The sequence below is a fragment of the Cohnella hongkongensis genome, assembly GCF_042654645.1.
GTDB classification, from domain to species: Bacteria; Bacillota; Bacilli; order Paenibacillales; family Paenibacillaceae; genus Cohnella; species Cohnella hongkongensis.
Genome location: NZ_JBHSEP010000001.1, coordinates 613345 through 639888, shown reverse-complemented (window position 1 = coordinate 639888; position 26544 = coordinate 613345). Strand labels below are relative to the sequence as shown.

Genomic DNA, 26544 nt, shown 5'->3' with positions numbered 1-26544 from the left:
AACGTGCGGGAGGGCTGGAATGTCCGCCAAAAAATGATGTTGACGATGGCGATTTCGCTGGGCTTTCTCGGTTTGCTGCTGCTGCTCAGCTTTACGCTCAGCAACGAGAATCTTCGTCTCGGAGCCGGCGGCAAAAACATGGCGCCCAGTTTGACCCATCTGTTCGGAACGGACTGGCTCGGCAGGGATATGTTTACGAGAACGATCAAGGGACTGCGCCTATCGCTGGCGATCGGCGCGTTTACATCGCTGATCAGCGTGCTGATCGCCGTCGTGATGGGCATCTGCGCGGCCACGTTCGGGAAAGCGGTCGACGCCGTCATTTCCTGGGTAATTGACCTGTTTATCGGCATGCCTCATCTGGTTTTTATGGTTCTGATCTGCTTTATCGCCGGCGGAGGCATCTACGGCATCGTGCTTGGCATTTCGCTGACGCATTGGACGGCTCTTGCGCGAGTCGTTCGGTCGGAGGTGCTTCAAATCAGGAACGCCGAGTATATCCAGATTTCCAGAAGCTATGGCAAATCCGCCTGGTACGTGGCCAGAAAGCATATGATTCCGGCCATTATGCCGCAAGTGCTGATCGGCTTTCTGCTCATGTTTCCGCACATCATCCTGCATGAGGCGGCATTGACCTTTCTAGGCTTCGGTCTGTCTCCGCAGACGCCGGCCGTAGGCATCATTTTGTCGGAAGCGATGAACCATATTTCGACCGGAAAATGGTGGCTGGTCGTTTTCCCCGGCCTGCTGCTCGTGACAGTTGTGAAAAGCTTCGACAGCATCGGCGAACAGTTTCGGGTGTTGGCGGAGCCGGTCAGCTCCCACGAATGAGGAGGACGCTATGCGGGATATTCATAAAAACGCGCTATTAAAAGTGGAGAATCTGTCCATCGGGTTTTCCCAGTATGTGAAAGGCACGCGCAAGCGAATCGTTCAGCCGATCGCCGGCATGCATGTGGAAATCGGAGAGGGCGAAATTGTGGCCGTCGTCGGAGCCAGCGGCTCCGGGAAAAGTCTGCTCGCGCACGCGGTGCTGGGCATACTGCCGGGCAATGCGATCTGCAGCGGCAGCATCGTCTACCGCGGGGAGGAATTGACCGAGCGGCGGAAGGAGCAGCTTCGAGGGCGGGAAATATCGTTTATTCCGCAATCGGTCAATTTTCTGGATCCGTTGATGCGGGTCGGACGCCAGGTACAGATCGGATTGGATCCCAAGCGGGCGAAGGCCGATCAGGAGAAGCTGTTTGAGCAGTACGGACTCCGCATTAGCGACGGACAGCTTTTTCCGTTCGAGCTGTCGGGCGGGATGCTCCGCAGAGTGCTGTTCGCCACAAGCGTTCGGGAAGGCGTAAAGCTCGTCATCGCCGACGAGCCGACGCCCGGCATTCACCCGGAGGCGCTGGCGGAGATTTTGCGCCAGCTGAAACGGTTTGCCGCCGAAGGGGCGGGAGTGATGCTGATTACTCACGATATCGTGTCCGCTCTCGATATCGCCGACCGGGTGGCGGTCATCAAGGACGGAACGACGGTCGAGATCGCCGCCGCGGACGCATTCGAAGGCGCCGGCGAGCGGCTTCAAACCGAATATACGCGCAGATTGTGGCGAGCTTTGCCGCACAACGATTTCGATCTGGAATTTCAGACAAGGGAGGGCGGGGAGCATGGCGTTAGCGGGTGAGCAGTTGGGCTATTATTATCGCAAGGACCGCTGGATTCTGAAAGAGATCGACATCAGCCTCGCCCCGGGCGAAGTGCTGGGGTTGTCCGGCTACAGCGGATGCGGAAAAACGACGCTCGCCCGAATGCTGGCGGGATACGTGAAGCCGAGAGCCGGTCGCGTGCTGCTCGACGGCAAGCCGATGATGCAGCATGGCTTTCGTCCGGTTCAGATGATCTATCAGCACCCGGAGAAAGCGATGAATCCGAAATGGCGCATGAAGGACGTGCTGCAAGAATCCTATATCCCTTCGGAGGACGTTCTGGACGCTTTCGAGATCCGCAAGGAGTGGCTGGACCGCTGGCCCGTCGAGCTTTCGGGAGGGGAGAAGCAGCGCTTCTGCATCGTTCGCTCGCTGAATCCGGCTACCCGATATATTATCGCCGACGAGATGACGACGATGCTGGACGCCATTACGCAGGCGCAGATTTGGCATACGTTTCTGAGCATTTGCAAAAGCCGGTCCATTGGCGTCCTGGTCGTCAGCCATGAAGAGTCCCTGATCCGCCGCGTATGCGATCGCGTATACAAGGTAGGACAACAAGAGTAGACCCCTCGGCCCCTCTCCCGCATCGCGCGACTGCGCAGGACGGGGGAGGGGCTCGTCATCCCTCGCGCCAGCCGACGAATGCCGGCTCTCCCCCAAACGCCACCTCACTTTTGCTTCACCAGGACGACTCCGACCGCAATGACCCCAAGGCCCACCCAGGTTTTCCAGGTAGGGATTTCCTTCATAAACCAGTAGCCCATCCATACGGAGATGAAAACCTCCATGCATTTGGCGGCGACGAGCACGTACCCCAGCTGATGCGCAGCTTTGACTCCGAATTTGATCCCGTACCCGATGCACAGATTGGCCGCCAAAAAGAGAGGCAGCATCAGCAGTTGGAACTTGAGGGTGGAACCGAAATGGGGATCGATATGCTTGCTTTGGTACGAAAAAAGAATATTGATGCAGGTTAATCCGGCGAACAACAGCGCGAAGCCGACGGCGTAGAACATGGCAGCCTCCCGGGATCATCAGGTTGACCTTAATGTTTCCCCGTCCCAACACTTTTATCCTCATACAGGAGTCTCAGCGCCGGAAGGGAAACCGGCCGTTTCGGGACAAACCCCGGAGCCGACACGTCAGATATCGATCACGTCATTAAAAAAGTTTCCATAGGTAAACTTTAGTTACCGAAATCAAAACTCTCAATTATCCTTTATATTTCAGTCATTATTTGATTCTCTTGTGAATATTCCCGCTGGTTTCGAGGAGAAAAAATCAAAAACCTCTTGACATCCGGCCATGATTGAAACTATTTTAAACATATCCATTAGTTTTGCCTTACGGAAAAACTTTTGGTTGAGTGAATCATTATCATGGAACGGATTCGGGAGGAGAACAAGATGGAGAGAATGGCATTTCAAGCAAAAGGGTCGATTTTGGGGGCCGGGTTGCTGGCGCTTGCCGTGTGGCTGTCCGGGTGCGGCTCGGACAATCAGCCGAGCGCGCCGTCGGGCGGCAGCGAAGAGAGCGGAGAGAAGTTAAACGTGATCACAACTATCGCTCAGATCGCCGAGCCGATTTCCGTCATCGGCGGCGACCGGGTTGACGTGCAAAGCTTAATGGGACCGGGCGTCGACCCGCATCTGTACAATGCGACCCAAGGCGACATCGGCAAGCTGGAGAACGGCGACGTCATTTTCTACAGCGGGCTGCATCTGGAAGCGAACATGCTGAAGGTCTTCGAGGAGATCGGCAAATCGAGGCCGGTGCTGGCCATCAGCGAGTCGATTCCGGCGGAGAAGCTGCTGCTGGACGAGGAAGGCGCGACGGACCCGCACGTCTGGTTCGATATCGATCTGTGGAAGCAGGCGCTGAATGCCGCGACGGAAGAGCTGAAAAAAGCTGCGCCCGAGGATGCGGACTATTTCGAAACGAATAAAGAGGCGTATTTCAAAAAAATGGATGAACTGAAGGGAGAAGCCGCGGAAAAGCTGTCGCAAATTCCGAAAGAGAAGCGCGTACTGATTACGGCTCACGACGCGTTCGGGTATTTCGGCCGCATGCACGACATCGAGGTCGTCGGCCTGCAGGGGCTTAGCACGGAGGACGAAGTCGGGCTGTCCGATATCGACGACACGGTCAAGCTTCTGGTGGAGTATCAGGTTCCGGCCGTATTCGTGGAGAGCAGCATTAACCCGGCGTCAATCAACGCCGTCATCGAAGGGGCGAATAAGCAAGGCTTGGACGTCAAGGTCGGCGGAGAGCTGTTCTCCGACGCCATGGGCGATGCCGGCACGCCGGAAGGCACCTATCTGGGCATGTACAGCCACAATGTGAACACGATTTATCAAGCGTTGAGTCCGGAAGGAGAGTGACGGCGATGCTCCCGGTGTTGAGCGTGGATGGCTTGTCGGCCTCGTATCGGAAAAACAAAGTATTGGACAACGTGATTTTCGATGTTCAGCCCGGGACGATGACCAGCATTGTCGGTCCGAACGGTGCCGGAAAATCGACTCTGCTCAAGGCGATCCTCGAGCTGCATCCCCGCCTTGCCGGCAAGGTGACGTTCTTCGGCTCGCCTTACCGGCAGGTCAAATCGCGAATCGGCTATGTGCCTCAGCGCGGCTCGGTGGACTGGGATTTTCCCACCCATGCGCTTGACGTCGTTCTGATGGGGCTTTACGGCCAGATCGGATGGCTGAGGCGGCCCCGCCGCGAGCACCGCCAGAAGGCGATGGAGGCGCTGGCGGAGATGGGGATGGCCGATTACGCCTCGCGGCAGATCAGCCAGCTGTCCGGCGGCCAGCAGCAGCGGGTGTTTCTGGCCCGCGCGCTGGTCATGGACGCCGATCTGTATTTCCTGGACGAACCGCTGGCCGGGGTGGACGCCGCGACCGAAAGAGCGATTATGGCGACGCTGAACCTGCTGAAGAGCCGGGGCAGAACGGTGCTCGTCGTCCATCACGATCTGCAGACGGTGGAGGATTATTTCGACCATGTGCTGCTGCTGAATCGGACGGTCATCGCCCATGGCCCGACGGAGGCCATCTTTACCGAGGCCAATATTTATCGGACTTATGGCGGATCGCTGCGCTGGAGGGGAGGGAAGTCCGGATGATGCTCGGCTTGTCGCACAATGCGCAATGGGTGCTGCTTAGCACGCTAATTCTGGGGACGGCGGCCGGCATCGTCGGCTGCTTCGCTTACTGGAAAAGGCAGAGCCTGATGAGCGACGCGTTGTCCCACGCCGCTTTGCCGGGCGTCATTATCGGCTTTGCCTTAATGGGCGTGAAGAACTTGCCCGTCATGATCGTCGGAGCCGCCGCCAGCTCGCTGGTCGGCGCTCTGCTCATTCACTGGATCCGGTCGTCTACGCGCGTTAAGGAAGATGCGGCGATGGGCATCATCTTGTCGGTGTTTTTCGGTCTCGGCATTATGCTCCTTACCTTCGTCAACCGGATGGCCGGGGCGAGCCAGAGCGGGCTCGACAGCTTTATTTTCGGGCAGGCGGCTTCCATGGTCGGCAAGGACGTCTGGATCATGTCGGGCCTTGCGCTGCTGGTGCTAGCCATTGCCGCAGTCGGCTTTAAGGAGTGGAAGCTGTTTTTGTTCGACGCGTCCTTCGCCAAGGGGCTCGGATTGTCGAGCCGCTGGATGAACGGCCTGTACGTATTCTGCCTTGTGCTGGTCATCGTGATCGGCATTCAGGCCGTCGGCGTCATTCTGATGGCCGCTCTGTTAATTACCCCGGCGGTCAGCGCCAGATACTGGACGAACTCCTTTCGGTGGATGGTGGTTCTCTCGGCGGTCTTCGGCGGCGGCTCCGGCGTCATCGGCACCTTGCTCAGCGCTTACGGCAAAGGCTGGCCGACCGGCCCGTTCATCGTCATCGCGGCGTCCGCGCTATTCGCCGTGTCTCTGGCGTTCGGCATTCGCAAAGGGCTGCTGGTGACGGGAATTCAGCAGTATCGGCAGCGCAGACAGCTGAGCAAGCCGCCCGCTCGCCGGCAGAATGCGTTGGAAAGGGGGAATTCGGCATGAGCTATGCCGGTTGGATCCTGTTGACGGCTTCGCTAGTCGGAATTTCTTGCGGTCTGGTCGGCTCCCTGCTGGTGCTGCGCAGAATGGCCATGATGGCGGACGCCATCAGTCATACGGTATTGCTCGGCATCGTCACAGCGTATCTGGTCACGCGCGAGCTTAGCGGCGTGCACATGCTGATCGGCGCGATCGTCGCCGGCCTGCTGACGGCGGTGCTGATACAGTGGCTGCACTCGCTCGGGGTGCAGCAGGAGGCTTCCATCGGCGTCGTCTTCACTTCGCTGTTTGCGATCGGCGTCGTATTGATTGCGACCAAGGTGGGCAACGCGCACCTGGATGTCCAGCATACGCTGATGGGGGAGATTACGTTTATTCCCTGGGAGAAAATCGATTTGCCCGGGTTCGGCCAAGTGCCGGAAGCGGTATTCATGCTATCCATCGTGCTGATCTTCGTTCTGGTCGCCATCGTCGGGTTCTACAAGGAGTGGAAAATCACCTCGTTCGATCCGGCGCTTGCGGCCAGCCTCGGCATTCCGGTCGTTCTGATGCATTATGTGTTCATGGGACTCGTGTCGGTGACGACGGTTGCGGCGTTCGACGCGGTAGGCGCCATCATGGTGGTCGCTATGCTGATCACGCCCGCGGCCGCGGCTTACTTGTGGACCGACAGACTGGCCGTCATGATGGCGCTCAGCGGATTGTTCGGCGTTCTGTCCGCCGTTGCAGGCTATTACATCGCCGTGTGGCTGGATACGTCGATCTCGGGCTCGATGGCGTTCTCGACCGGACTGGTCTTTATGATCAGCTTCGTGGCTTCGCCCAAGCACGGACTGATCGCGAAGCGGATGAGACCGACCTTGACATCGAATTAAACGGAGGGGACGAGATGACAACGCCCGGCATGGAGGATCACCTGGAGCAAATCTATATTTTGTCGCGCGAAAAAGGGTATACGAGAGTGTCGGACGTGGCCGACGCGTTGTCCGTTCATCCGTCTGCCGCCTCCAAAATGGCGCAGAAGCTGGGGGAATCCGGCTATATCGAGTATGAGAAATACGGGCGGATCGCCTTGACGGGGAAGGGGGCGCGGGTCGGCAAGCAGCTTCTGGACCGGCATCGTCTGCTGGAGCGGTTTCTGCTGCGGATCGGCGTCCCCGAGCACCGCGTTCAGGAGGAGGTTGAGCAGCTGGAGCATCATTTCAGCTGGAGCACGCTGGAGCTCCTCCAACGGCTGGTGCAGTTTCTGGAGGAGGAGCTGGAAGATTCGAACGGAACTTATCGTCGAAAGAGGCTTCTATAAGCCGGGGACAGGCGTTAACCCTCTGAAGCCGGGAGAAGGCCGTGCTGGAGGAGGTAAGTCTGGCGATTCCGGATCGTTTCTTCCTGGCGCTCGTCGGGTTCTCGGCCAACGGGTCCGGGAGGCTGGGCGAGGCCTTTTTATTTGCAAAAAGGTCCGGATTCCACTACAATTTTATTGATAATGATTATCAATGATAACGAGTGGGGGAAGGAGGCGATGTGCCGTTATGAGAAGAGCTGTAACGCGTGACACGATCGAAGCCACTATCGTCTATATGAAAGGTCATCTGCAGGAGAAAATGACGAGGAACCAGCTTGCCGCTCTGGCCGGGCTGACTCCGGAGCATTATTCGCGGGTATTCAAGAAATATACGGGGCGCTCCCCCTTCGAATATATGATGGGGCTGCGCGTCGAGCGCGCGCTGGAGTTGCTGCAGCGCTCACCGATTAAAGTCAAGGAGGTGGCCAGACGAGTAGGCATAGACGATCCTTACTACTTCAGCCGAATGTTCAAGCGGCTGACCGGCGCGTCTCCCTCGGAGCGCAAAGGCAAGCCGGCGGTCGGGCAGACGCCCTGACGGAATCGGGCCGGCGGGAATCGCCCGGCGGGGCGCCGCCGGCTTGTCCGAGCCAACGGTTCGCTTGCAGGAGAAGAATGGGCATAACCGCTGGAAGAGGATATGAACTAGCGGTATAATCGGTGGGTATCGACAAACCGATTCGCAATTCCGATGGAGGTCACGATGGCGAACCTTGGAGAAATCCCGAGCTATACCTGCAAATATTCGAGCAGCAAGAACGACATATGGCAGAGCCTCCCCTCGATCGATCTCGTGGACGTCGTCACCGGAGATGACGTTCGGGAGCCGACGCAGGTGAAAGCCTGCTGGGACGACCGCGCCTTGTACGTAAGATTCGAATGTGTGGATACGTACGCCGTATCGCACTTTACGAATCGCAAGGACCCGCTGTGGGAGCAGGACGTCGTGGAGATGTTCATCGACGAAGAAGGCAAGTGCAGACGGTACATGGAGCTGGTCGTCAGCCCGAACGGCGTGCTTTGCGACCTGCTGATCGATCACGGCGACGAGAACGAACCGAATCGCTTCCAAGCGGACCGGGATTGGGAGGTTCAGGGCTTCGAGCAGAGCATCGCCGCCGACGGAGACCGGCGCACGTACACGTTTAAGCTGCCCTTCTCGAATTTCTCGAAGGCCCCGGCGCCGGGGACCGAATGGAGAATCAACTTTTTTCGCATCGACGAGCAGCCGGACGGAGCCCGCCAATATCAAGCCTGGTCGCCTACCGGGGCGGTCAACTACCATATCTCCGAGCGGTTCGGGAAGCTCGTGTTCGCCGGATAACGAGGCCTTCTGCGGCTGTATTCGCAGGAGGCTTCGGGGAAGCCGGCGATTCGGCGACTTCCTTGGCGAGTGGCGACGAGGCTCTCCAAGCAGCGCGCCGCCTCTCCGGACAGAGCCGGTCATCCTCTCAACCAGGGGATGCCGGTTCTTTTTTATATACTCTGCACAGGCGCCTCACGGCACAACGACGCCATATTGGGAGGTAACAATTGACAGTTGCATAAGGGCCATTGTATACTTCGTTTAATCGTAAATATTACGAATAAATGAGGGGGACATGATGGCACATCTTTTAATGCTTGAAAGCTGGGTAGGGGCCAGCGGGCGTCTGCTGCCGCCGCTACTGAAGGAGATGGGGCACACCTACACCTTTGTGACGCGCAAGCCCGGGCTCTACCCGAGCTCGTCCGGCGACGGTGCGCATCCGGCTCTGGGGTATGCCGACGAGGTTCTCGAAGCCGAGACGAACGACGTTCCGGGCCTGATCGACCGGTTGAAGCCGTATCGCTTCGACGGCGTCATTACGGTATGCGATTACTATATCGAGACGGCAAGAGAGATCGCTCAGGCGTTCGGCCTTCCCTGCCCGTTCCCGCGCGAGGTGAAGAAGGCGAGGCAGAAGCATCTGATGCGCCAAGCGCTGGACCTCGCGGGGGTAATCAATCCGCGCTACCGTCTTGCCTACGGATGGAACAAGGTCATCGAGGCCGCTGCCGCGATCGGGTATCCTCTCGTGCTTAAGCCGGTGGATCTGGCCTCCAGCGCTTTCGTTCGCTTGATTCGCAACGGCGGCGAGCTGGAGGAGGCCTATCGGGCGCTCGAAGCGTTCCCTCTCAATTTCAGAGACCAGCGGCGCGAGCCCGTCTATCTGCTCGAGGAGTATATGGAGGGCGAGGAGATCAGCGTGGAGAGCGTGAGCCTCCACGGCGACACGAAGATTCTCGGCGTCACGGACAAGTCGGTAACTGGCTCTCCTTACTTTATCGAGAACGGCCACATGTTCCCAGCCCGGCTGGACGAAGCGACGGAGGAGGCGGTGACGCAGTACGTTCGCAGCGCGCTTCTGGCGGTCGGTTACGATCACGGCATTGCCCATACGGAAGTGAAGCTGACTCCGCACGGGCCGCGAATCGTCGAGATCAATCCGCGGACTGCGGGCAATTACATCGTGGAACTGATCAAGCGGGTGAAGGGCGTCGATCTGCTTCGCTGCTTCGTCGAGCTTTCTCTAGGCGTCGCGCCTTCCGTTGCGCCGGCGGACACCGGCATCGCGAGCGCGGCCGTCATGTTCCTCGTTCCTCCCCAAGGCGGCACTGTGGCGGGCATTGAAGGGGTTGACGCGCTGGACGCCGACGAGCATATCGTTCGTCACACGCTGGCCGGCTTCGCAGGCAGGGCAGTCTCCGCTCCTATCGACAATGCCTGCTACCTGGGGCACGCGATCGCGGAGGACAAGACCGGCTTCAACGCCAGACGGTATGCGGAAGAGGCGCTCGGACGCCTTGCGGTCCGCTTCGTGCCCGAGGAGAGCCGCGCATAAGGGGGGATCTGCCGGCCCAGGAGGCGGCCGCATCGGCTGCCTGGCGGTGCTGCGCCGCCCCTGAGCGGTGAAGCAGCCAAAGCCATGAAGCCATGGATTTGTATTCGAAAGAGTGGAGGCTATCCTATGAGAAAACCGCTTTTTTTTCTTCTTCTAATCGTAATGATTACGTTATCGGCCTGCTCGGAAACGAACCGTAACGCGAGTCCCGTCAGCGAGACCGGCCAAGCCAGTCCAGCCGGTCAAACCGATCCGCAGACGGCAAGCCCGGAGGGATCGGCTTCGCAGCAGGAGCGGGAGCTCATCGTGGCCGGCCAAGAGATCGCGGCTACGCTCGATCCCGTTCAGCCGCTGACATCCAGCTACTTGCGCAATATCGGAGCCGCCGAGGCGCTGTTCAAGGTGGATGCGGGAGGCAAGGTGGTACCTGAGCTGGCGGACAGCGCGGCGGAGACGGATTCTCGCACCTGGGAGATCCGGCTGAAGCCCGGAATCCGCTTCTGGAGCGGCAAATCGGTGGACGCCGATGCCGTCATCGCCTCGCTGGAGCGCTCCAGAACGGAGGATCTGCAGGCCCAGCCGTTCCTGAAGGAGCTGTCGTTCGCGAAGACGGACGACTTGACGATACAGGTGCGCACCGAGCGGGAGCATCTGCCGGTGCCGCTTAACCTGTCCTACTACCAGACGATCATTCATAATTCGGAAGCCAAGCACGATTCGGTCGCTACGATGGATCTGACCGGGATGTACCGGGTTGTCGATTTTACGCCCAAGCAGAGAATGACGCTCGAGCGCCATGAGGATTATTGGGGAGCGAAGCCGCAGATCGAGCGGGTCGTCTACGAAGAGATCGCAGACGAGCAGACGAGAGTATTGTCCGCGCTCAGCGGACGAAGCCATATTGTTCTGAACGTCAGTCCGACAAGCCTGCCGCAGTTTAAGGACGGCTCGGAGGCCGAGGTCTCGGCGGAGCCGGCGGCTAACACGCAGGCGGTCTATTTGAATTTGCGCCTGCCGCAGCTTCAGGACGCGCGCGTCAGGCAGGCGCTGTCGTGGGCGCTCAATCGGGAGGAGCTGGTCCTGCTGGCTGCGGAAGGACAGAGCTTCCCCGTCGCGACCTGGCTCAGCTCCAATCCGGCTTATGCCGAAGCCCGGGGAGCGGTGTACGACAAGCACGATCCGGAGAGGGCGGCGCAACTGCTGGACGAGGCGGGCTGGAAGCTCGGCTCCGACGGCATTCGCTATAAGGACGGAGAGCCGTTGACCTTGCGGCTGATGACGTGGGGGGGAGACAAGGCTTTGGGAGAAGCGCTGCAAAACCAGTGGACGCTGGCCGGCATTAAGGCGGAGGTGCAGCACGGCGACTACAGTCTGATCGAGACGGCGCGCGAGTCCGGAGACTGGGACGCGTCGATCGAGGCGTGGAGTACGTTCGGAGAGGAATACGCCGTGCTGGCCGGGCAATATTCTCCGCAGGGAAGCGCCAATTACGGCGGATATGACGACGAAGAGACCAACGCTCTGCTGGCCGAGCTGTCGGAAGCGTCCGACGAGGAGACGCGCCGCCGGCTGGCGCTGCAGATCAACGAGCGGGTCGCATGGCAGGCTCCGATTGTCAGCCTGTTCCCGCGTCCGCAGATTTCGGCCGTCAGCAAGCGGCTGCAGGGCTTTGTCCCGCACTTCCGGCAGTTCGAGAACGTCGTGAACGCCGATCTGACTCTGGCCGCGAAATAGCATGAGACCATGCTCAGGCTGATAGTGCGGAAGCTGCTGGAGGCGCTGATCACCTTGCTGGGCGCGACATGGATTCTTTTTGTCCTGGTCAGGCTGGCCCCTGGCGATCCCGTCAAGCTGCTGCTCGGCTCCGGCGCGGAAGTCGCTCTGAGCGATTCGCAGGCGTTCGACCGCAAGGCGGCGGAGCTGCGGGAGGAGCTCGGCCTGAACGAGAACGTTGCCGTGCAGTACGTTTCCTGGCTGAAGAGGCTCGCGCAGGCCGATCTCGGTTCCTCGATCCATACGGGGATGGCGGTCGGCGCAGAGCTGGCCGACCGGCTCGGAGCCACGCTTGCGCTGTCCCTCTCCGCTTTGACGGTGCAGGTTGGACTCGGGCTGCTTCTCGGAATGGCGTCGGCGCTTAAAGCGGGCAAGCTTGCGGACAACGCAGTACGGCTGGCCTGCGTCGTGCTGGCCTCCGTTCCTGCTTTTGTCGTCGGGCTGGCGCTGCTCGGGCTGTTTGCGGTTACGCTGGGCGCATACGAGATCAGCAGCGAAGCGAGTCCGGGCAGACTGTGGCTTCCCGCGGTCGCAATGGGCTTGCTCGGAGCGGCTCAATTCGCCCGCGTCGTCCGCGCTCAACTGCTGTCCGAGCTTGGCCGAACCTATGTGCTTTCCGCGCTGGCGAGAGGACTGAGTCGCCGGCTGGTCGTCCGGCACGCGCTGCGCAACGCCCTGCTGCCCCTTGTGACGCTGATCGCGCTGTCGCTGACGGCGACGATCGGAGGGGCGGTCGTCATCGAGAGCGTCTTTTCGTGGCCGGGGATCGGCAAGTACGCGTTGGACGGCATAATGCGCAAGGATTACCCGGTCATTCAGGGATATGCGGTCGTCATGATTTCTCTGGTCGTGCTGATTCATTTCGTCGTGGAGGTCGCGTACGCGCTTCTCGATCCCCGAGTGGCCCGAAAGAAGGAGGCGGAGGCGCTATGAACAGCTTCGGTACTCAATTCCATAGACCGACGGGCAGTTTACTGGCGGGGCTTGCGCTGCTCCTTCTGCTGGCGGTTGCGGTTCTGGGCGCCCCCTGGCTTGCTCCCCACGATCCGCTGAAGCAGCAGGCGTCCGCCAGGCTGGAGAAGCCGAGCCTGCAGCATCCGCTGGGGACGGACCGATTCGGCAGGGACGTTCTGTCTCGCGCGCTGCACGGCGGGAGAACGACGCTGCTCGCCTCCGTGACCGCGCTGGTCGCCGCACTGGCGATCGGTCTGCTGATCGGCCTGCTCGCCGGGATGTTCCACGGGTCGGCGCTCGACGCCGCGCTGATGCGGCTGATCGACGTGCTGCTCGCCTTTCCGTTTATGGTGCTGGCGATGATCGTCGCGGCCTTGTTCGGCACCGGCCTGTTTCATCTTCTGCTCGCGGTCGTCTCGGTGGGCTGGGTAAGCTTCGCGCGCTTGGCTCGCAGCGCCGCGCTTCATGCCAAGAGCGAGACCTCCTATGACGCGGCCCGCGTGCTTGGCGCTTCCGGCGCCGCGCTGCTGCTGCGGGAGCTGCTGCCGAAGGCGCTCGGTCCGTCGATCGTGCTGGCGACGTTCGAGCTGGGCAGTCTGATTCTGTCCGTCGCGGCGCTCTCTTTTCTCGGACTCGGCTCGCAGCCGCCCGCTCCCGAATGGGGCAGCATGCTCGCGGACGGTCGGGATCATTTCCTTCAGGCCCCGCACATTCTGCTCGGTCCCGCTCTGTTTATCGCGCTGACGGTGCTGGCATTTAGCCTGATCGGCGAAGGCTTGCGGGACCGGCTCGATCCGTACGAAAAATCGGACCTCTAGGAGGAAGGCGGATGACGAAGCTTCATCTCCCGGCAGCGCTTCAGGTTCAAGGCCTGCAGGTTTCCTACGCTCATAACGGCCGGTTTGTTCCGGTACTGGGCGATCTCTCCTTCTCGCTGGGCCAAGGAGAAATCGTCTCCCTGCTGGGCGAAAGCGGCTCGGGGAAGTCGACGATCGCCAAAGCGTTGACCGGCATGCTGCCGCCTTCCGCCGCTATAGGCGGCGGGAGACTGACGGTCGGCGACGGCGCGCCCGTCGATCTGGCGGGAGTCAGCGTACCGTGGAGCCGGCTTCGCGGCAAGGAGATCGGCCTGCTGTTTCAAGACGCGCAGCAGGCGCTTAACCCCCTGCTCACCGTTAGGGCGCATTTTCGGGAAAGTCTGCGCTTCCATCGGCTCGTCTCCTCCGCCAAGGAAGCTGACGGCACCGCCGCGCGGCTGCTCTCGCAGCTCCGGTTTTCCGATCCGGCCGCCGTGCTGGACCGCTATCCGTTCCAATTAAGCGGGGGGATGAGCCAGCGGGTGTGTCTCGCTCTGGCGCTCAGCCTGGAGCCGGCCGTGTTGATCGCGGACGAGCCGACGTCCGCGCTCGACACGGTCAGCCAGAGGGAGGCGCTGGACGCGCTGAGGAGGGTGCGCGAGGAACTGAACGTTGCCGTTCTGTTCATCACCCACGACATTGCGGCGGCGAATGCGATCAGCGATCGGATCCTCGTGCTGAATCGCGGAGCGATCGAGGAGGAAGGCGAAGCCGGAGCCGTGCTTTCCCGGCCGCAAGCGGCGTATACGCGCAAGCTGCTCGCCTCGCGCGAGCTGGTCGCTCCTGCGGCCCGGGACTCGGGCGGAACGCCGGCTCCCGAGCCAGTGCTGGAAGTGGTGCGGCTGGAGAAGAGCTTCCGTCAGAAGCAGGTGCTCCGCCAGCTCGACTTGACGCTTCATGGCCGGGAAATCGTCGGCATTCTGGGCCAGAGCGGCTGCGGCAAGTCGACGCTGGCCAGATGCATCGCCGGGCTGGAGCGGCCGGACGGCGGGCGCATTCTGTACCGGGGGACGGACATTGACCGACTGCGAGGCAGCGCGCGGAGGGAGATGTGCAGGCGCATCCAGCTGGTGTTTCAAGATGCCAGAGCCAGCCTGAATCCCCGGCGCACTGCCGTACAGCTCGTTCAAGAGCCGCTTCGCTACCTGCGTATCGGAAGATGGCGGGAACGGGAGGCGCTGGCCCGAATGTACCTTAACGAGGCGGGCATCGCCGGTGAGCTGCAGGACAGAAGGCCGCCGCAGCTCAGCACAGGCCAATGCCAGCGGATCGCGATCGCCAGAGCGCTGGTTCTGCAGCCGGACGTGCTGATCTGCGACGAAGCGGTGTCTGCGCTGGATATGAGCGTCCAGGCGCAGATTTTGGCTCTGCTGCAGCGTCTGCATCGCCAATACGGCTTTGCCGTGATCATGATCTCGCACGACGTTCGGGTGCTTCGCTCCTTCTGCCACAGCATCGCCGTCATGAACGAAGGAAGCTTCTGCGAGGTCAAGCCGGCGAACGCGCTTCATCTCGAGAGCCGTCAGCCCTATACGCGATTGCTGCTGCAATGCGCCGGAGAGCTGGAGAGAGGCTTAGGTTAGAAGAAGGGGAAGGGGCAATTGCGGATGAAGGCCATTCTCCTTGTGGATACGGACGGAGGTGACGAGGCAGGGTGACGGACAAGGACAAGGCTTTATCGGCGCCATTCTTGCGTTTGTATGCGCTCGCTTTGTTGTTTTTTAGCGCCAATGCGATGCTGAACGTGATCATTCCCCTGCGCAGCGCGGAACTGGGGGCGAGCAACGGCCTAATCGGCTTCATTATGGGCGCCTATATGCTGACCTGCATGGTTTTCCGTCCGTGGGCCGGACATTGGATTCGCCGACTCGGTCCCGCAGCGGTGCTCCGCGTCCTGCTGTTCGTTAACGGAGCGGCCCTCGTCCTGTATACGTTTGCGGGATTGGAGGGCTATTTGACCGCCCGCGTCGTCCAGGGCGTCTGTACCGCCTTTTTTTCGATGGCGCTGCAGATCGGAATTATCGACGCCCTTCCGGACAAGCAGCGTTCTCAGGGCATATCGCTTTATTCGCTGTCCACGTATATGCCGAGCGTCATAGGTCCGCTAATTGCGGTGGCGGTATGGGACCATGGAGGCATGGACGCCTTCTCGGTCGTCCTGATCGGTCTGGCTGCAGCGGCCGCTGCGTTCGGCTATCTCTCGCCAATGCAGGCGCCCCCGCCGGGCGCGGAAGCCGAGGAGAGGCGCGTTCCGCAAGAGCGGCGCGGGAGCCGGCTTCCGCTGCTTGTAAGCTGCGGGCTTATGCTGACCGCATCGGTCGTGTTCGGATCGGTATCGACGTTCACTCCCCTGTACGCCAAGCAGATCGAGGGCGGGAATGCCGGCGTCTACTTTATGCTTCAGGCTTCGGTCATCGTCGTCTGCCGTTTTTTTCTCAGCAAGCGCATTCCGTCAGACGGCCGATGGCCCGCCGCTTTTCTGAGCGCGATATGTCTGTGCGCCGGGCTCGGGTCGTCTCTGCTCGCGCTTTCGCAGCTGGGGGGAGCCTTCGTTTTTTACATCTCGGCAGCCTTGATCGGGCTGGCGCAGGCGTTGCTGTACCCGACGCTGTTCTCGTATTTGACCTTCGTGCTGCCGGAAGCCTCCCGGAACGTGCGGATCGGGCTGTTTATTGCCGCGGCCGATCTCGGCGTCTCTCTGGGAGGGTTCGCGATGGGACCGGTGGCGGACCGGTTCTCTTACGGGTCAATGTATGCGGTCGGAGCGGGTCTGGCCGCGCTGGCGGCATGCTCGACGGCGCTGCTGAACCGTCCGGCTAGCTCCTTCAAAGGCGTTCGCGGTTCATCCGAAGCGGGGAAACCGTAGCGGTTCGGCCGATGCTAGCGCCAATCGCCGCCCTCCCTGTTCCGGTACTCGCGAGGGGTTCGGCCCGTCTTTTTGCGGAACAGCTCATAGAAAAACTTCAGGTCGCGATAGCCCGATCTGGCGGCGACCTCCTTGACGGGCAGCGCCGTCCGGCGCAGCAGCTCGCAGCTTTTGCGGATTCGCAGGTTTTGCATGTACTCGGTGAACGATTGCCCGGTAGCCCTCTTGAGCATGCGCTGCATGTAGCTGGCGCTCACCGGAAGCAGGGCGGCGGCTTCTTCCAGCGTGATCGGGCGCTCGCAGTTGCGCTCGAGGTACTCGAGCGCCGCCGCCAGCCGCGAGCCGGCCGAAGCGGAGGAAGCCGCCGCCGACTCCAGGCGATGCAGGAGAACGAGCAGTTCGGCAAGCCGAGCGTAGAGGACGGCCTCGTAGCCGGGCAGCCGCGCGCGGTATTCCCGGTAGATCGCCTCCATGCACGCTTTTCCCTCGTTGGCAGCATCCTTGAACCGGCGATAGGGCTTTTCGCCTCCGGACAGCAGCTCCAACGCCGGGGCCGGCAGCGGGTACGCGCGCGTCAGCCTCTCCGGCACCGAAGGGTCGAACAGGCAGTTGTAGACGATAAGCTCATCCTTGGGCGCTTCGGAAGCCGGACGGTAGACGTGACGGGTGCCGATCGGAATGATGAAGAAATCTCCCTTCTCCGCGTAGAGCCGCTCGTTCCCAATATAATGAAAGCCCTTTCCCTCGGCGACGAACTGAATTTCCACGAAATCGTGAATGTGGATCGGCAGCGAGAAGCGTTCCCGCTCTCGCGTCGCCGCGATCGGGAATTCGGGCGTCCAGTACAGCTTGCCTTCCAGCATAAACGTCGAAGAGGCCATGGCGATTCTCCCTTGCGAATAGGATGCGTATGCCCTATTGATAACATATGATCCCCCCATAAGCAACGGGAATTCGGAGAAAGGCAGGGGAGAAGCGGCCAAGCTTAAGGAAGGAGAGCATGCGGGCGGACATGCTCCAGGATCAGCCAGGCCCGCCCGTCCCGTTCCGCGGAGGGGCTTCGAAGAACTCTCCGTCCCGGAGTCTTTCGACGAAGCGCTGCAGCCATTCGTAATAGCTGACGGAGTGCTTCAGCTTATGCAGGTCGCTCAGGGCCAGACGTCTCTCCTCCTCTGGCGTTTCCTCCTCGAGAATGCTTTCCGCCAGCTTCGGTATGGCGGCCTCGACCGCCTCTCGCATCACGTCGATCTCCCGCTGCAGCCTGGTCGCGAAGAACGCCTGAAACGCTTTGAAGAAGTCCGTTTCGGCGGCGTACAGATCCTTCCGTTCCACTTTCTCGTCCAGCTTCGTTACCATTTTCGACTCGACCAGCGACCGGACGGCGTAGCTCATATTGCTTTTGCTCATATTCATGCTCGTTCGCATTTCCTCCAGCGTCATCGGACGATCCTCGAAAAACATGACGCCGTACAGCTGTCCGAACGTATAGTTCACCCCGTACAGATCCATCGTCTGCGCAATAGCGTCAATCACCTTTAACCGAACCTCCTCGCGCACGCAGGTCGGCTCCTTCATTTTCCCCGAAGTGGCTTTCTTCATTATATATCCGCTCCTTCTCGTCTCCGCGATACGCGGCGCCAGTCGAAATTTTACATAAAATTCATCCTCGCTTCATGCGGAAATAACCCTTCTTCTTTCGAATGAACGTACAATAATTCTTGAACGATGTTAGGAAACACCATTCATATACGTCGATTATACCAAATATTCAATCGTTATTGAACGGTTGTGAAGGAGGTAAACATGAAACGTTCCCGCCTTGCCGGAGAGCTCAAGGCGCTGCTGTTCACGCTTCCCGCGATGGTTCCGCTCACGTTGTTCTGGTTCATTCCTCTAGGCTATGTGATTTATTTGAGCTTTATGGAGTGGGATTTCATGAGTCCGGACAAGCAGTTCGTCGGCTTGGACAACTATCGCGATCTGTTCGGGAATCCGGCGTTCTACCAGGCGCTGCGGGTTACCGCTCTGTTCTGTCTCGGCAGCGTCGTTCCGGTCATCGTCATCGGCCTGTCGCTCGCCCTGCTGTTTAATCGCCGGATGAGAGCGGGCGTCTTGTATCGGATGCTGATGTTTTCCCCGTGGGTGACGCCTACCGTAGCCGTATCCATCGTATGGTCCTGGATCTACGAGCCGGAGGTCGGTCTTGCGAACAGCGTTCTGAGGGCGATCGGCCTGGACGGCCTTCGTTGGCTGCACGACCCGAACTGGGCGCTGGTCGGCGTTCTGATCGTTACGGTCTGGAAGTCGGCGGGCTGGTGCATGATTTTTTACCTCGTCGCCCTTCGCAGCATTCCGTCCGATCTGCTGGAGGCGGCCGAGCTTGACGGCGCGGGAGGGCTGCGCAAGCTGGTCAGCGTCACTCTTCCGCTGATCTCGCCGACGACGTTTTTTCTCGTTATCGTTCAGCTCGTCCAGGCTATGCAGGCCTACGACCAGATTAACGTGCTGACGCAGGGCGGACCGGCCGGTTCGACGCGAACGCTGCTGTATCTCTATTATCAATCGGCCTTCGACGCTTTCCGGATCGGGGAAGCCTCTTCGGTGGCGATCGCGCTCATCGTATGCTGCGTTCTGCTGTCCCTCGTATCGTTCTTCGTCGGAAGGCGGACCGTTCACTATTCCTGATCTGCAATCGTGGAATCGGCGGCCGGGAAGCAAGCCCGCTTCGCCGCGAAAGGAGAAGAAACTATGCGAGCCCGCAACCGGCTTGTCGCCGTCGCCCGTCATCTGCTGTTGGCGGCCGCCGCCGCCGCGATGGCGTTCCCGTTCTACTGGATGGCCACAAGCGCATTAAAAACGAACGACGAGATTTGGCGTTTCCCGCCAACCTTCTGGCCGCAAGATGCGATGTGGAGTCATTTTGCCGAGGCCTGGCAAGCCGCTCCGTTCGCCCGCTACATGTTCAACAGCGTGTTCGTGGCCGGGACGATCGTCGTCCTGCAGATTTTGAATTCCGGGATGATGGCTTACGCTTTGACCCATATGAGGTTTCGTCTGAAGGGAGCCTTGACGGCGCTTGTGCTCGTCGGCTACATGGTGCCGGCCACGGCGGTCTATCTGCCCGGCTACGTTATTCTCGGCAAGCTGGAGCTGCTGAACACGTACGCCGGTCTGATCGTGTCGAACAGCGTGAGCGTGTTCTCGATTTTCCTGATTCGGCAAGCGTTCCTGCAAGTGTCCCACGAGCTGGTGGAAGCCGGCAAAATCGACGGCGCATCGCATCTGCGCATCCTGTGGACGATTATCGTCCCGCTGACGCGCTCTTCCTTCGCCGTGCTGGCTCTCATCGCCTTTATCGAGCAGTACAACAACTACTTCTGGCCGATGCTGATCACCAAGGATCCCGACCTGCAGCTGGTGTCCGCCGGACTGAGAAGCTTCTTCGTGGAAGGGGGTGCATACGGGCTGAAGTGGCCGCTTATCATGGCCGCCAGCGCGTTCACAATCGCGCCGCTGCTGGCGCTCTTCCTGATCGGGCAGAGAACGATAATGCGGAGCGTCGACTTGGCCGCAGGCGCAAGCAAAGGGTAGAAGTCATCTGTCGAAGGTCAACTGAAAAGGGTTGAGAGTCAACGGTTCATCAAAAAAATGCGGAGGGAATACACATGCTGAATACGAAAAAAGGATTTGCCGGTTTGCTGTTGGGATCGCTGCTGCTGACGTCTGCTTGCGGGTCGACCGGAAACGGCGGGAACGAAGGGGCTTCGTCCAGCCCGGAAGGTCAGCCGTCCGCTGCCGGCGCGTCATCCCCGGCCGCTCCGTCGGAGACGCCGGCGGCGCAGGCGCCCGTAACGATCGAGTTCTGGTACGGATTGGGCGGCAAGCTTGGCGAGAATATGCAGACGCTGATCGACAAGTTCAACGCCTCGCAGCAGGAAGTCATCGTCAAGCCGGTCGTTCAGGCGGACTATTCCGAGACGGGCAAGAAGCTGCAGGCGGCCATCGCGTCCGGCGACGTTCCCGCTGCGGTGCTGTCTTCGAATATCGAATGGGCGCGCAAAGGCTACTATGCGCCGCTTGACGATCTGATCGCGAGCTCGCCGGATTTCAACGCGTCCGACGTCATTCCGACTTTCCTGGAGCAAGGGAAGGTGGACGGGAAGCAGTATTTCCTGCCGATGTACGGAACGACGCAGGTGATGTATTACAGCAAGGAAGTGCTGGAGAAAAACGGAATCAAGGCCGAGGATTTGACGACCTGGGAGGCGCTGGGAGAGGCTGCGGCCAAGATGACCGTCAAATCCGGCGGCAAAACGACGTTCTACGGCTGGGAGCCGATGTGGGGCGCGGACAATATGATCGATGCGACGCTGAGCAGAGGCGGCAGCATTCTGAGCGATGACGGCAAGACGGTGACGATCGATTCGCCGGAATGGATCGACACGTGGGAGCAGTTCCGCAAGTGGATTCATGAAGATCAAATTATGCGCATTCATTACGGCGGTCAAGGCTGGGAGTACTGGTACAAGACGATCGACGACGTCATGAAGGGCAATGCCGCCGGCTACACCGGATCGAGCGGCGATCAGGGCGACCTCGACTTTACGAAGATTGCGGCGATGGAGCAGCCGGGCTGGGAAGGCATGGGACCGGGCAAGCCGGTCGCCAGCGCGATACAAGCCGGCATTCCGGCGAAGGCGAGCCCCGAACAGCAGCAGGCCGCATTCAAATGGTTCAGCTTCTTCATGAGTCCGGAGAACACCGCCTTCTGGTCGATGAATACCGGCTATATCGCGGTTCGGCAATCTGCGCTCGAGGATCCGGCCTTCGTCGAATTCAGCAGCCGCAATCCTCAGAGCACGATACCGCTTAAGCAGGCGGCGCACGCCTCCGAGCCTTTCCAGGACCCGACCGGCGGGAAGATCAACGACGCGCTCAAGATTGCGGCGGACAAGGTGCAGATCAGCAACATTCCGGCCGCCGAAGCGCTTAAGGAAGCGCAGGAGACAGCCCAGCGCGAGCTGGACAAGCTGAAGTAGGAGGACGACGATGTCTCGGTTGATCGTGGACGGCGTCCGTTATCCGGTACGGGCGATCCTGTTCGATAAGGACGGAACGCTGCTCGATTTTATCTACACCTGGGGACACTGGAGCGAGCAGATGCTCGCCCGGTTTTCCGCCGGGCTTCGCAGCCGGGAGCTGCCGACGCTGCCGAGGGATTCGCTTGCTTGGTGGGGAGCGCTGGCGGATGTCGACGGAAGGATCGCCGATTACGATCGGAGAGGTCCGCTCGCCATGGGAACCGTTGGCGATCTTCAGACTATTCTCGCCTGGCACGGCTACCGGCTTGGACTGTCCTGGGCGGAGGCGAAGGTGCTGGCCGACGAATGCCGCCGCAGCGCCGACGAGAGTCTGGAGGAGACCCGCCCGGTTCGTGCGCTTCCCCATGCGCTCGATTTCTTGGAGCGCTGCCGCAGCGCGGGGCTTTCTCTCGCTGTCGTGACCGCGGACGAGACGGCCTCGGCCGCCCGGCAGCTGGAGTGGCTAGGCATTCGCCACTATTTCACCGCATGCATCGGCGCGGATCGGGTGGAGAGGGGCAAGCCGTATTCCGACATGGTCGAGCTGGCTTGCCGGGAGTTGAACGTGTCGTGCGGCGAAGCGGCCGTGATCGGCGATACGAACGGGGATATGAAGATGGCCAGATCGGCGGGAGCGGCCGTCGCAGTCGGCATCGCCGAACCGGGAGCTGCCGGCGCTGCCGAGCTTACGGAGGCGGATGCCGTCGTCTCTTCCTATCTGGAACTGTCTATTGAGGAGAAGGAATAAAGGAGGAAAACCGCATGGGGTGGCTGTTTCTTGGATTGGCGATCATCATGGAGCTGTTCGGCACCGTGTCCATGAAGCTGTCGGAGAGTTTTTCCCGAGTCGTCCCCTCCGTGCTGTTGTTCGTCTTCTACGGCGTCAGCTTTACGTCTCTCAACTTCGCTCTCGGCTATATGGAGGTCAGCGTCGTCTACGCGATCTGGTCGGGAGTCGGGATCGTCCTGGTCGCATTGGCAGGCTTTTTCATTTTCGAGGAACGGCTGTCGTCCGCCTCGGTCGTATGGATCGGGGTGATCGTCATCGGGGTGATCGGCTTGAGCGCCAGCCATCGGGGACATTAGCGGGGAAAATACGGCGGAAACAAGCAGAGGAGGTACGGGGACGAAGATGAGAGCAGACAGGATCGAAGGAGGGCCCGCGCGTCCGCTTCTGAGCTTCCAGGTCATTACGGACACGCACGTGACGGCCGATCCGCAGCACGTTCACAATCGCAATCTGGAACGCGCGCTGCTGGACATCTCCGAGAATGCGGAGGACAGCTGCGGCATTATGCACGTCGGCGACGTGACCGACCACGGCTTTCCCGAGGAGTACGAGGAGCTGGCGCGGATCTGGCGTTCATACGGGGAGCGGCTGCCGAGGGCGCGGTTCGCGACGGGGAATCACGATATGGCCTTAACGAATTGGGAGGCGAGACTGAGCGCCTTCCTGGCCGAACGGGCGGAAGGCGGCGGTGTCCCGAAGTTTTCCGATGCGACCGCTTCCGGGGAACGCGAGGAGCTTCAGCGGCTATGGGAGCAGTATGGGGAGCGCTTGTCCGAGATGCGGCTAGAGCCGGGAGAGCGCGGCAGCGGCCCGGAAGATTGGGAGACGAAGCTTGGCCGCTTTCTGGAAGCGACGGGCATGCCGGGGCCATATCACGCTCACCGGATAGAGGGATATCTGTTTCTTTTTCTAGGGACGGAGAAAGGGCTGGAGCTGTTCTGTTCGCTGTCGGAGGAGCAGCTGGCATGGCTGGACGCCCAACTGGTCGAGGAGACCGCCTCCGGACGGCCGGCGTTCGTCTTCCTGCATCAGCCGCTCAAAAATACGGTCGCCGGCTCCCGGGAATCGCAGCGATGGTACGGCGTCGAGCAGGACGAGCAGCTGCGCCGGTTGCTGGCCCGCCATCCTCGCGCGATCGTGTTCACCGGGCATACCCATTGGGAGCTGGAAGCGGAAGGCACCTTCTACGACGGAGAAGACGGTCTGCCGCCGATGTTCAACTCGGCGTCCGTCGGCTACCTGTGGACGGATGAAGACGAGCATAAGGACGGCAGCCAAGGCTATTATGTCGAGGTATACCCGGATCGCGTGCGGGTGAGAGGCCGGGACTTCGAACGGGGCGCCTGGATCGAGGCCGCGCAGTTCGAGGTTCTCCTCGCCTCCGGAGAGTGAAGAGTCGGACGGCGTCGGAACGCTCCCGGGAGAGCGCTTCCGCTCGGCGCTCGCCGCCGGGTCTCGACGTCATTGCATAGGGGACCCGGATCGAACAGCATGTCGCCGCGCTATTGTCGCGGTCGGCATGCTGTTGTCGTGTCGGCGAGGAAAGGTTGGCCGGGGGAGCGGGCTTCTCTCTCTGCGCTTCGATCGGTGCCTCGCTCCCGTGCCTCGCTCCGGTGTTAACCGCTCCGTCTCTATCCAGCCTCAGCCGGCACAGAAGATTCCGGGAAGAAAGCTGCTATAATAGAGGAAAGGCGACGGGACAGAGCCCGTCGCACCGTGAAACAGAGTGGAGTGAGTCGATATGAACATGCCGTTTTATTCCAGTCCCGATATCAAAGCACACAGTCGGCTGCTGCTGGATAGCTTCCGCCGGGCGACGGGTCGACATTTGCTGGCGCCTGTCCCGGCGAGAGAAGAGACGGCCGCCGCTCTGTTCCAGGCGCCGTTCGTCCTGCTTTCTCACGGGACGGAGGCCGACCCGGTGCTGAACTACGGCAACGAGGCGGCGCTGAAGCTGTGGGAGATGACCTGGGAGCAGTTCACGCGGACGCCTTCGCGCCTGACCGCAGAGGCAGAGGAGCGCTCCGCACGGGAAAAGCTGTTGGCGGACGCCAGAGAGAAGGGGTATTCGGACGGTTACTACGGCGTTCGCGTCTCCAGCAGCGGCAGAAGGTTCGAAATCCGCAACGTGCTGCTATGGAGCGTCGTGGACGAGCAGGGAAACGACAGGGGACAGGCGGCCGTCTTCTCGAAGTGGGCCTATCAGTGAGAAGGGCGCACTCGGAGTGGGGCTAACGGTGATGAGACCGCATTTGCAGCCGGAGCCGGATCGCAAGCGCGAGGCGGGCGACCATACGGGGTTATTTCGTCGTGTTTATAATTTCTTTGTAAAACGATCCTTGGGCCCGCATCAGGTAAGAGATGCCCTTTTCTTGTAAATACAGCATAAAGTCCGCGGACGGATAGCCGCGATCGAACAGGATCAAATTACGCACCGGTCCGGTCCCCAATTGGAGCATGTGCTCGATATTCCTGTTTAGCCAGATCGCGTTCATTATCATCATAGCGGCTCAGGCAGGTGCTGATCGCCAGTTTGTTTTCCACGTCGTACAGACGGGAAGAAAGCGCCCTGGCAATCCGAAACCCGACTTTGTATGTCGTCGTGTACCCGTATTCCTTCTGTGTTTCTTTGGTGTTCGGCAACTCGATGACACTTCCGTCCATGGCCAGCAGCCGAAATCCGAGGTAGATTTTGAAATCGCCGTCCTCTTAATACGCCCTGACCAGTTCGTCCGTTTCTATCGTTTACCTCTACTATACCAATTTCTACTAACCTGACAACATTGTCCCCTCCCCTCCCGTCAATGTTGTCAGGTTAAGCCGTTGTCGTATGCGATCGACGGCATACGGTCGATGGGATGCGACCGATCGTATGCGATCGAAGGCGCGCAACCGGCCGGCAACGTCTAACGGTTGCAGTGGCGCTTAATCGATCGTTTTCCCGAAAAAGGAAAAGCTAACGGTTGCCACCGCGCTTATTTTGGGGTTATCGAGCGAAACGGGCGTTTTCGGCTGAAATAGCCGCTGCCGCAACCGTTACAACCTCCGTACTGCGAAAATGGCACAATTAGCGGCGCTGGCAACCGTTACGTTAGTGGGCTGGCGGGGGCTCGCGGGGTTGGCGTGTGTTGGCCTGGACTGGCGGGGGTTAGCGGAGTGCGTAGGTTGGCCTGGACTGGCGGGGGTTAGCGGAGTGCGTAGGTTGGTCTGGACTGGCGTGGGTTGACGTGGTGGTTGGCGCGAGCTGGCATAGGTTGGCGTGGATTGGCACGAGTTGGCCTTTGTTCGCGATGACTGTCGGGGCTCCGCCGGCAACTGGGACGATTCCTGCAAGGCCGCTTGTTGACCGTTTGCTTAACCTGACAACATTGCTCCAGCCCCACCAGCCCCTCCAGCCCCACCAGCCCCGCCGACCGCGCCGGAACCGCAGCGAGCTGTCCCTGATCATCCGAAGAGGAATCGTGGGACAGCTCGTTGCGGTTCCGTTATTGTTCCGTCAGCACGCTGCCCCCGAACAGGAAGCGGTGCTCCCATTGCGAGCCTGCGAACGATTCGACGTGCACGCCGCCGCTGGCGTTGGAGTAAGTATGCAGTATTTTTCCGTTGCCTAAGTAGAGAGCGACGTGAGTGATCCGTTCGGACGTCCGGTCGACGCCTCGATAAGCGGCTGCCGTCGACCCTTTGTAGTCCATGAAGAACATCAGGTCGCCGCGCTTCAGACTGCGCCAGTCGGAGGTGTCGGTGCCGAGCCGTTTCACGAACGCTCCCTGCTGGCGGGAGTCGGGAGGAAGCACGAGATCCGTCTGCTCCTTGTAGATCCAGCGAACGAAGTCGGAGCAGTCGAACGTCTCCGTCGTGCTGCGGTTCGAACCGAACAAGTACGGCGTTCCGATATAGGTCATGCCTTCCTCGATCACCTTCTCGATCAACTCTGCGTTCGAGCTCCCGTTGTTCCTCGCACTGCTGGCGCCGACAACTTCATTAGATCGAACGGACAGGCTTGTCGGCGAAGAGCCGCTCCCCGCGAATTCGCTTTGAGATGCTGCTGAAGCCTGGTGCGGAACGGCGCCGATTCCGCCTCCGGCCAGCAGCGCTGCCGCGCACAGGGCGGCGACTTGCTTTTTCATGCTGTGATCCCCCTATAAGCTGATATTAAAACGCTACCATAGGAAGATCGGGGAAGGAAACCCACAATTGTTGCCATTGGCGGCACCATAGGCCGATCGGGCATGACCGCAAGACCGTTGCCGCCCTCGACCACAGTCTAGGA

At 60.3% G+C, this 26544-nt stretch carries 29 protein-coding genes; 24 read left to right on the top strand and 5 right to left on the bottom strand.

All coding sequences use genetic code 11. The features are described 5' to 3' along the window. The first annotated feature begins 3 nt into the window (after nt 1-3). Genes ACFO3S_RS02925 through ACFO3S_RS02915 form a run of 3 tightly spaced genes read left to right on the top strand, consistent with a single transcriptional unit; the run spans nt 4 to nt 2267 of the window. The gene (locus tag ACFO3S_RS02925; RefSeq protein WP_378092248.1) at nt 4-831 is read left to right on the top strand and encodes an ABC transporter permease; all 828 of its coding nucleotides are present in this window, start codon (nt 4-6) and stop codon (nt 829-831) included. Nucleotides 832-841: 10 nt separating this feature from the next. After that, nucleotides 842-1678: an ATP-binding cassette domain-containing protein gene (locus tag ACFO3S_RS02920; RefSeq protein ID WP_378092027.1), complete on the top strand. Its 837-nt coding sequence runs from the start codon at nt 842-844 to the stop codon at nt 1676-1678. Then, nucleotides 1662-2267: an ABC transporter ATP-binding protein gene (locus tag ACFO3S_RS02915; RefSeq protein ID WP_378092025.1), complete on the top strand. Its 606-nt coding sequence runs from the start codon at nt 1662-1664 to the stop codon at nt 2265-2267. Before ACFO3S_RS02920 ends, ACFO3S_RS02915 begins: the two co-directional genes overlap by 17 nt. A gap of 104 nt (nt 2268-2371) precedes the next feature. Here the strand turns inward: ACFO3S_RS02915 and ACFO3S_RS02910 are convergent, their stop codons facing one another. Next, a complete protein-coding gene (locus ACFO3S_RS02910; RefSeq protein ID WP_378092024.1) occupies nt 2372-2719 on the bottom strand; it encodes a hypothetical protein in 348 nt (115 codons plus the stop codon). 390 nt (nt 2720-3109) lie between these two features. Here ACFO3S_RS02910 and ACFO3S_RS02905 point away from each other — a divergent pair, with 390 nt between their 5' ends. From ACFO3S_RS02905 to cntE, 14 genes are all read left to right on the top strand, one after another. Beyond that, nucleotides 3110-4084 (top strand): metal ABC transporter solute-binding protein, Zn/Mn family, encoded by a 975-nt coding sequence (locus ACFO3S_RS02905; RefSeq protein WP_378092022.1) that lies wholly within the window; start codon nt 3110-3112, stop codon nt 4082-4084. A 5-nt stretch (nt 4085-4089) separates the two neighbouring features. Then, nucleotides 4090-4827 carry a metal ABC transporter ATP-binding protein gene (locus ACFO3S_RS02900; RefSeq protein ID WP_378092020.1) on the top strand — a complete coding sequence of 246 codons (738 nt, stop codon included), beginning with the start codon at nt 4090-4092 and terminating at the stop codon, nt 4825-4827. Then, nucleotides 4824-5750 (top strand): metal ABC transporter permease, encoded by a 927-nt coding sequence (locus ACFO3S_RS02895; protein ID WP_378092018.1) that lies wholly within the window; start codon nt 4824-4826, stop codon nt 5748-5750. The genes ACFO3S_RS02900 and ACFO3S_RS02895 overlap by 4 nt, the downstream gene beginning before the upstream one ends. Next, entirely contained in the window at nt 5747-6622 is an 876-nt protein-coding gene (locus ACFO3S_RS02890; RefSeq protein WP_378092016.1) for a metal ABC transporter permease, read from the top strand. The genes ACFO3S_RS02895 and ACFO3S_RS02890 overlap by 4 nt, the downstream gene beginning before the upstream one ends. A 14-nt stretch (nt 6623-6636) precedes the next feature. Continuing rightward, nucleotides 6637-7050, top strand: coding sequence for a transcriptional regulator MntR (mntR, locus tag ACFO3S_RS02885; protein ID WP_378092014.1), 414 nt, complete (start codon nt 6637-6639; stop codon nt 7048-7050). 41 nt (nt 7051-7091) lie between these two features. Further along, complete coding sequence (locus ACFO3S_RS02880; RefSeq protein ID WP_378092012.1) at nt 7092-7244, top strand: hypothetical protein; 153 nt, start codon at nt 7092-7094, stop codon at nt 7242-7244. 32 nt (nt 7245-7276) lie between these two features. After that, nucleotides 7277-7627, top strand: a complete 351-nt coding sequence (locus ACFO3S_RS02875) for a helix-turn-helix domain-containing protein (protein WP_378092010.1) — start codon at nt 7277-7279, stop codon at nt 7625-7627. A gap of 165 nt (nt 7628-7792) precedes the next feature. Next, nucleotides 7793-8413: a carbohydrate-binding family 9-like protein gene (locus ACFO3S_RS02870; protein WP_378092008.1), complete on the top strand. Its 621-nt coding sequence runs from the start codon at nt 7793-7795 to the stop codon at nt 8411-8413. A gap of 280 nt (nt 8414-8693) precedes the next feature. After that, entirely contained in the window at nt 8694-9953 is a 1260-nt protein-coding gene (locus tag ACFO3S_RS02865) for an ATP-grasp domain-containing protein (RefSeq protein WP_378092006.1), read from the top strand. Nucleotides 9954-10079: 126 nt separating this feature from the next. Next, nucleotides 10080-11687, top strand: coding sequence for an ABC transporter substrate-binding protein (locus tag ACFO3S_RS02860; protein WP_378092004.1), 1608 nt, complete (start codon nt 10080-10082; stop codon nt 11685-11687). Between the two features lie 9 nt (nt 11688-11696). Continuing rightward, nucleotides 11697-12659, top strand: coding sequence for an ABC transporter permease (locus tag ACFO3S_RS02855; protein ID WP_378092002.1), 963 nt, complete (start codon nt 11697-11699; stop codon nt 12657-12659). Beyond that, nucleotides 12656-13498, top strand: coding sequence for an ABC transporter permease (locus ACFO3S_RS02850; RefSeq protein ID WP_378092000.1), 843 nt, complete (start codon nt 12656-12658; stop codon nt 13496-13498). Before ACFO3S_RS02855 ends, ACFO3S_RS02850 begins: the two co-directional genes overlap by 4 nt. 11 nt (nt 13499-13509) lie before the next feature. Beyond that, on the top strand, nt 13510-15120 hold the full coding sequence (locus ACFO3S_RS02845; protein ID WP_378091998.1) for an ABC transporter ATP-binding protein: 1611 nt from the start codon (nt 13510-13512) through the stop codon (nt 15118-15120). Between the two features lie 71 nt (nt 15121-15191). After that, nucleotides 15192-16403, top strand: coding sequence for a staphylopine family metallophore export MFS transporter CntE (gene cntE / locus ACFO3S_RS02840; RefSeq protein ID WP_378091996.1), 1212 nt, complete (start codon nt 15192-15194; stop codon nt 16401-16403). A gap of 14 nt (nt 16404-16417) precedes the next feature. Here cntE and ACFO3S_RS02835 read toward each other — a convergent pair whose 3' ends face one another. Both ACFO3S_RS02835 and ACFO3S_RS02830 read right to left on the bottom strand, forming a co-directional pair. After that, nucleotides 16418-17284: an AraC family transcriptional regulator gene (locus tag ACFO3S_RS02835; protein WP_378091994.1), complete on the bottom strand. Its 867-nt coding sequence runs from the start codon at nt 17282-17284 to the stop codon at nt 16418-16420. 142 nt (nt 17285-17426) lie between these two features. After that, complete coding sequence (locus ACFO3S_RS02830; RefSeq protein WP_378091992.1) at nt 17427-18002, bottom strand: GbsR/MarR family transcriptional regulator; 576 nt, start codon at nt 18000-18002, stop codon at nt 17427-17429. 204 nt (nt 18003-18206) lie between these two features. Between ACFO3S_RS02830 and ACFO3S_RS02825 the strand changes: the two genes are divergently transcribed. From ACFO3S_RS02825 to ACFO3S_RS02795, 7 genes are all read left to right on the top strand, one after another. Next, the gene (locus ACFO3S_RS02825) at nt 18207-19088 is read left to right on the top strand and encodes a carbohydrate ABC transporter permease (RefSeq protein WP_378091990.1); all 882 of its coding nucleotides are present in this window, start codon (nt 18207-18209) and stop codon (nt 19086-19088) included. Nucleotides 19089-19151: 63 nt separating this feature from the next. Then, the gene (locus tag ACFO3S_RS02820; protein ID WP_378091988.1) at nt 19152-19994 is read left to right on the top strand and encodes a carbohydrate ABC transporter permease; all 843 of its coding nucleotides are present in this window, start codon (nt 19152-19154) and stop codon (nt 19992-19994) included. 74 nt (nt 19995-20068) lie between these two features. After that, complete coding sequence (locus ACFO3S_RS02815; RefSeq protein WP_378091986.1) at nt 20069-21442, top strand: ABC transporter substrate-binding protein; 1374 nt, start codon at nt 20069-20071, stop codon at nt 21440-21442. 10 nt (nt 21443-21452) lie between these two features. Further along, entirely contained in the window at nt 21453-22232 is a 780-nt protein-coding gene (locus ACFO3S_RS02810) for an HAD family hydrolase (protein ID WP_378091984.1), read from the top strand. A 14-nt stretch (nt 22233-22246) separates the two neighbouring features. Then, nucleotides 22247-22570 carry a DMT family transporter gene (locus tag ACFO3S_RS02805; RefSeq protein WP_378091982.1) on the top strand — a complete coding sequence of 108 codons (324 nt, stop codon included), beginning with the start codon at nt 22247-22249 and terminating at the stop codon, nt 22568-22570. 46 nt (nt 22571-22616) lie between these two features. Further along, nucleotides 22617-23666, top strand: coding sequence for a metallophosphoesterase family protein (locus tag ACFO3S_RS02800; protein ID WP_378091980.1), 1050 nt, complete (start codon nt 22617-22619; stop codon nt 23664-23666). Between the two features lie 349 nt (nt 23667-24015). Next, the gene (locus ACFO3S_RS02795) at nt 24016-24483 is read left to right on the top strand and encodes an MEKHLA domain-containing protein (protein ID WP_378091978.1); all 468 of its coding nucleotides are present in this window, start codon (nt 24016-24018) and stop codon (nt 24481-24483) included. Between the two features lie 218 nt (nt 24484-24701). Here ACFO3S_RS02795 and ACFO3S_RS02790 read toward each other — a convergent pair whose 3' ends face one another. Further along, a complete protein-coding gene (locus ACFO3S_RS02790) occupies nt 24702-24917 on the bottom strand; it encodes a hypothetical protein (protein ID WP_378091976.1) in 216 nt (71 codons plus the stop codon). Between the two features lie 842 nt (nt 24918-25759). Beyond that, entirely contained in the window at nt 25760-26401 is a 642-nt protein-coding gene (locus tag ACFO3S_RS02785) for a C40 family peptidase (RefSeq protein ID WP_378091974.1), read from the bottom strand. Nucleotides 26402-26544: the final 143 nt, after the last annotated feature.

What these genes read in the sequence shown, in the direction of transcription:
- ACFO3S_RS02920 (WP_378092027.1), top strand. Translation starts at nt 842, where the DNA reads ATGCGGGATATTCATAAAAACGCGCTATTAAAAGTGGAGAATCTGTCC.
- ACFO3S_RS02915 (WP_378092025.1), top strand. Translation starts at nt 1,662, where the DNA reads ATGGCGTTAGCGGGTGAGCAGTTGGGCTATTATTATCGCAAGGACCGC.
- ACFO3S_RS02910 (WP_378092024.1), bottom strand. Translation starts at nt 2,719, where the DNA reads ATGTTCTACGCCGTCGGCTTCGCGCTGTTGTTCGCCGGATTAACCTGC.
- ACFO3S_RS02905 (WP_378092022.1), top strand. Translation starts at nt 3,110, where the DNA reads ATGGAGAGAATGGCATTTCAAGCAAAAGGGTCGATTTTGGGGGCCGGG.
- ACFO3S_RS02900 (WP_378092020.1), top strand. Translation starts at nt 4,090, where the DNA reads ATGCTCCCGGTGTTGAGCGTGGATGGCTTGTCGGCCTCGTATCGGAAA.
- ACFO3S_RS02895 (WP_378092018.1), top strand. Translation starts at nt 4,824, where the DNA reads ATGATGCTCGGCTTGTCGCACAATGCGCAATGGGTGCTGCTTAGCACG.
- ACFO3S_RS02890 (WP_378092016.1), top strand. Translation starts at nt 5,747, where the DNA reads ATGAGCTATGCCGGTTGGATCCTGTTGACGGCTTCGCTAGTCGGAATT.
- mntR (WP_378092014.1), top strand. Translation starts at nt 6,637, where the DNA reads ATGACAACGCCCGGCATGGAGGATCACCTGGAGCAAATCTATATTTTG.
- ACFO3S_RS02875 (WP_378092010.1), top strand. Translation starts at nt 7,277, where the DNA reads ATGAGAAGAGCTGTAACGCGTGACACGATCGAAGCCACTATCGTCTAT.
- ACFO3S_RS02870 (WP_378092008.1), top strand. Translation starts at nt 7,793, where the DNA reads ATGGCGAACCTTGGAGAAATCCCGAGCTATACCTGCAAATATTCGAGC.
- ACFO3S_RS02865 (WP_378092006.1), top strand. Translation starts at nt 8,694, where the DNA reads ATGGCACATCTTTTAATGCTTGAAAGCTGGGTAGGGGCCAGCGGGCGT.
- ACFO3S_RS02860 (WP_378092004.1), top strand. Translation starts at nt 10,080, where the DNA reads ATGAGAAAACCGCTTTTTTTTCTTCTTCTAATCGTAATGATTACGTTA.
- ACFO3S_RS02855 (WP_378092002.1), top strand. Translation starts at nt 11,697, where the DNA reads ATGCTCAGGCTGATAGTGCGGAAGCTGCTGGAGGCGCTGATCACCTTG.
- ACFO3S_RS02850 (WP_378092000.1), top strand. Translation starts at nt 12,656, where the DNA reads ATGAACAGCTTCGGTACTCAATTCCATAGACCGACGGGCAGTTTACTG.
- ACFO3S_RS02845 (WP_378091998.1), top strand. Translation starts at nt 13,510, where the DNA reads ATGACGAAGCTTCATCTCCCGGCAGCGCTTCAGGTTCAAGGCCTGCAG.
- ACFO3S_RS02835 (WP_378091994.1), bottom strand. Translation starts at nt 17,284, where the DNA reads ATGGCCTCTTCGACGTTTATGCTGGAAGGCAAGCTGTACTGGACGCCC.
- ACFO3S_RS02830 (WP_378091992.1), bottom strand. Translation starts at nt 18,002, where the DNA reads ATGAAGAAAGCCACTTCGGGGAAAATGAAGGAGCCGACCTGCGTGCGC.
- ACFO3S_RS02825 (WP_378091990.1), top strand. Translation starts at nt 18,207, where the DNA reads ATGAAACGTTCCCGCCTTGCCGGAGAGCTCAAGGCGCTGCTGTTCACG.
- ACFO3S_RS02820 (WP_378091988.1), top strand. Translation starts at nt 19,152, where the DNA reads ATGCGAGCCCGCAACCGGCTTGTCGCCGTCGCCCGTCATCTGCTGTTG.
- ACFO3S_RS02815 (WP_378091986.1), top strand. Translation starts at nt 20,069, where the DNA reads ATGCTGAATACGAAAAAAGGATTTGCCGGTTTGCTGTTGGGATCGCTG.
- ACFO3S_RS02810 (WP_378091984.1), top strand. Translation starts at nt 21,453, where the DNA reads ATGTCTCGGTTGATCGTGGACGGCGTCCGTTATCCGGTACGGGCGATC.
- ACFO3S_RS02805 (WP_378091982.1), top strand. Translation starts at nt 22,247, where the DNA reads ATGGGGTGGCTGTTTCTTGGATTGGCGATCATCATGGAGCTGTTCGGC.
- ACFO3S_RS02800 (WP_378091980.1), top strand. Translation starts at nt 22,617, where the DNA reads ATGAGAGCAGACAGGATCGAAGGAGGGCCCGCGCGTCCGCTTCTGAGC.
- ACFO3S_RS02795 (WP_378091978.1), top strand. Translation starts at nt 24,016, where the DNA reads ATGAACATGCCGTTTTATTCCAGTCCCGATATCAAAGCACACAGTCGG.
- ACFO3S_RS02785 (WP_378091974.1), bottom strand. Translation starts at nt 26,401, where the DNA reads ATGAAAAAGCAAGTCGCCGCCCTGTGCGCGGCAGCGCTGCTGGCCGGA.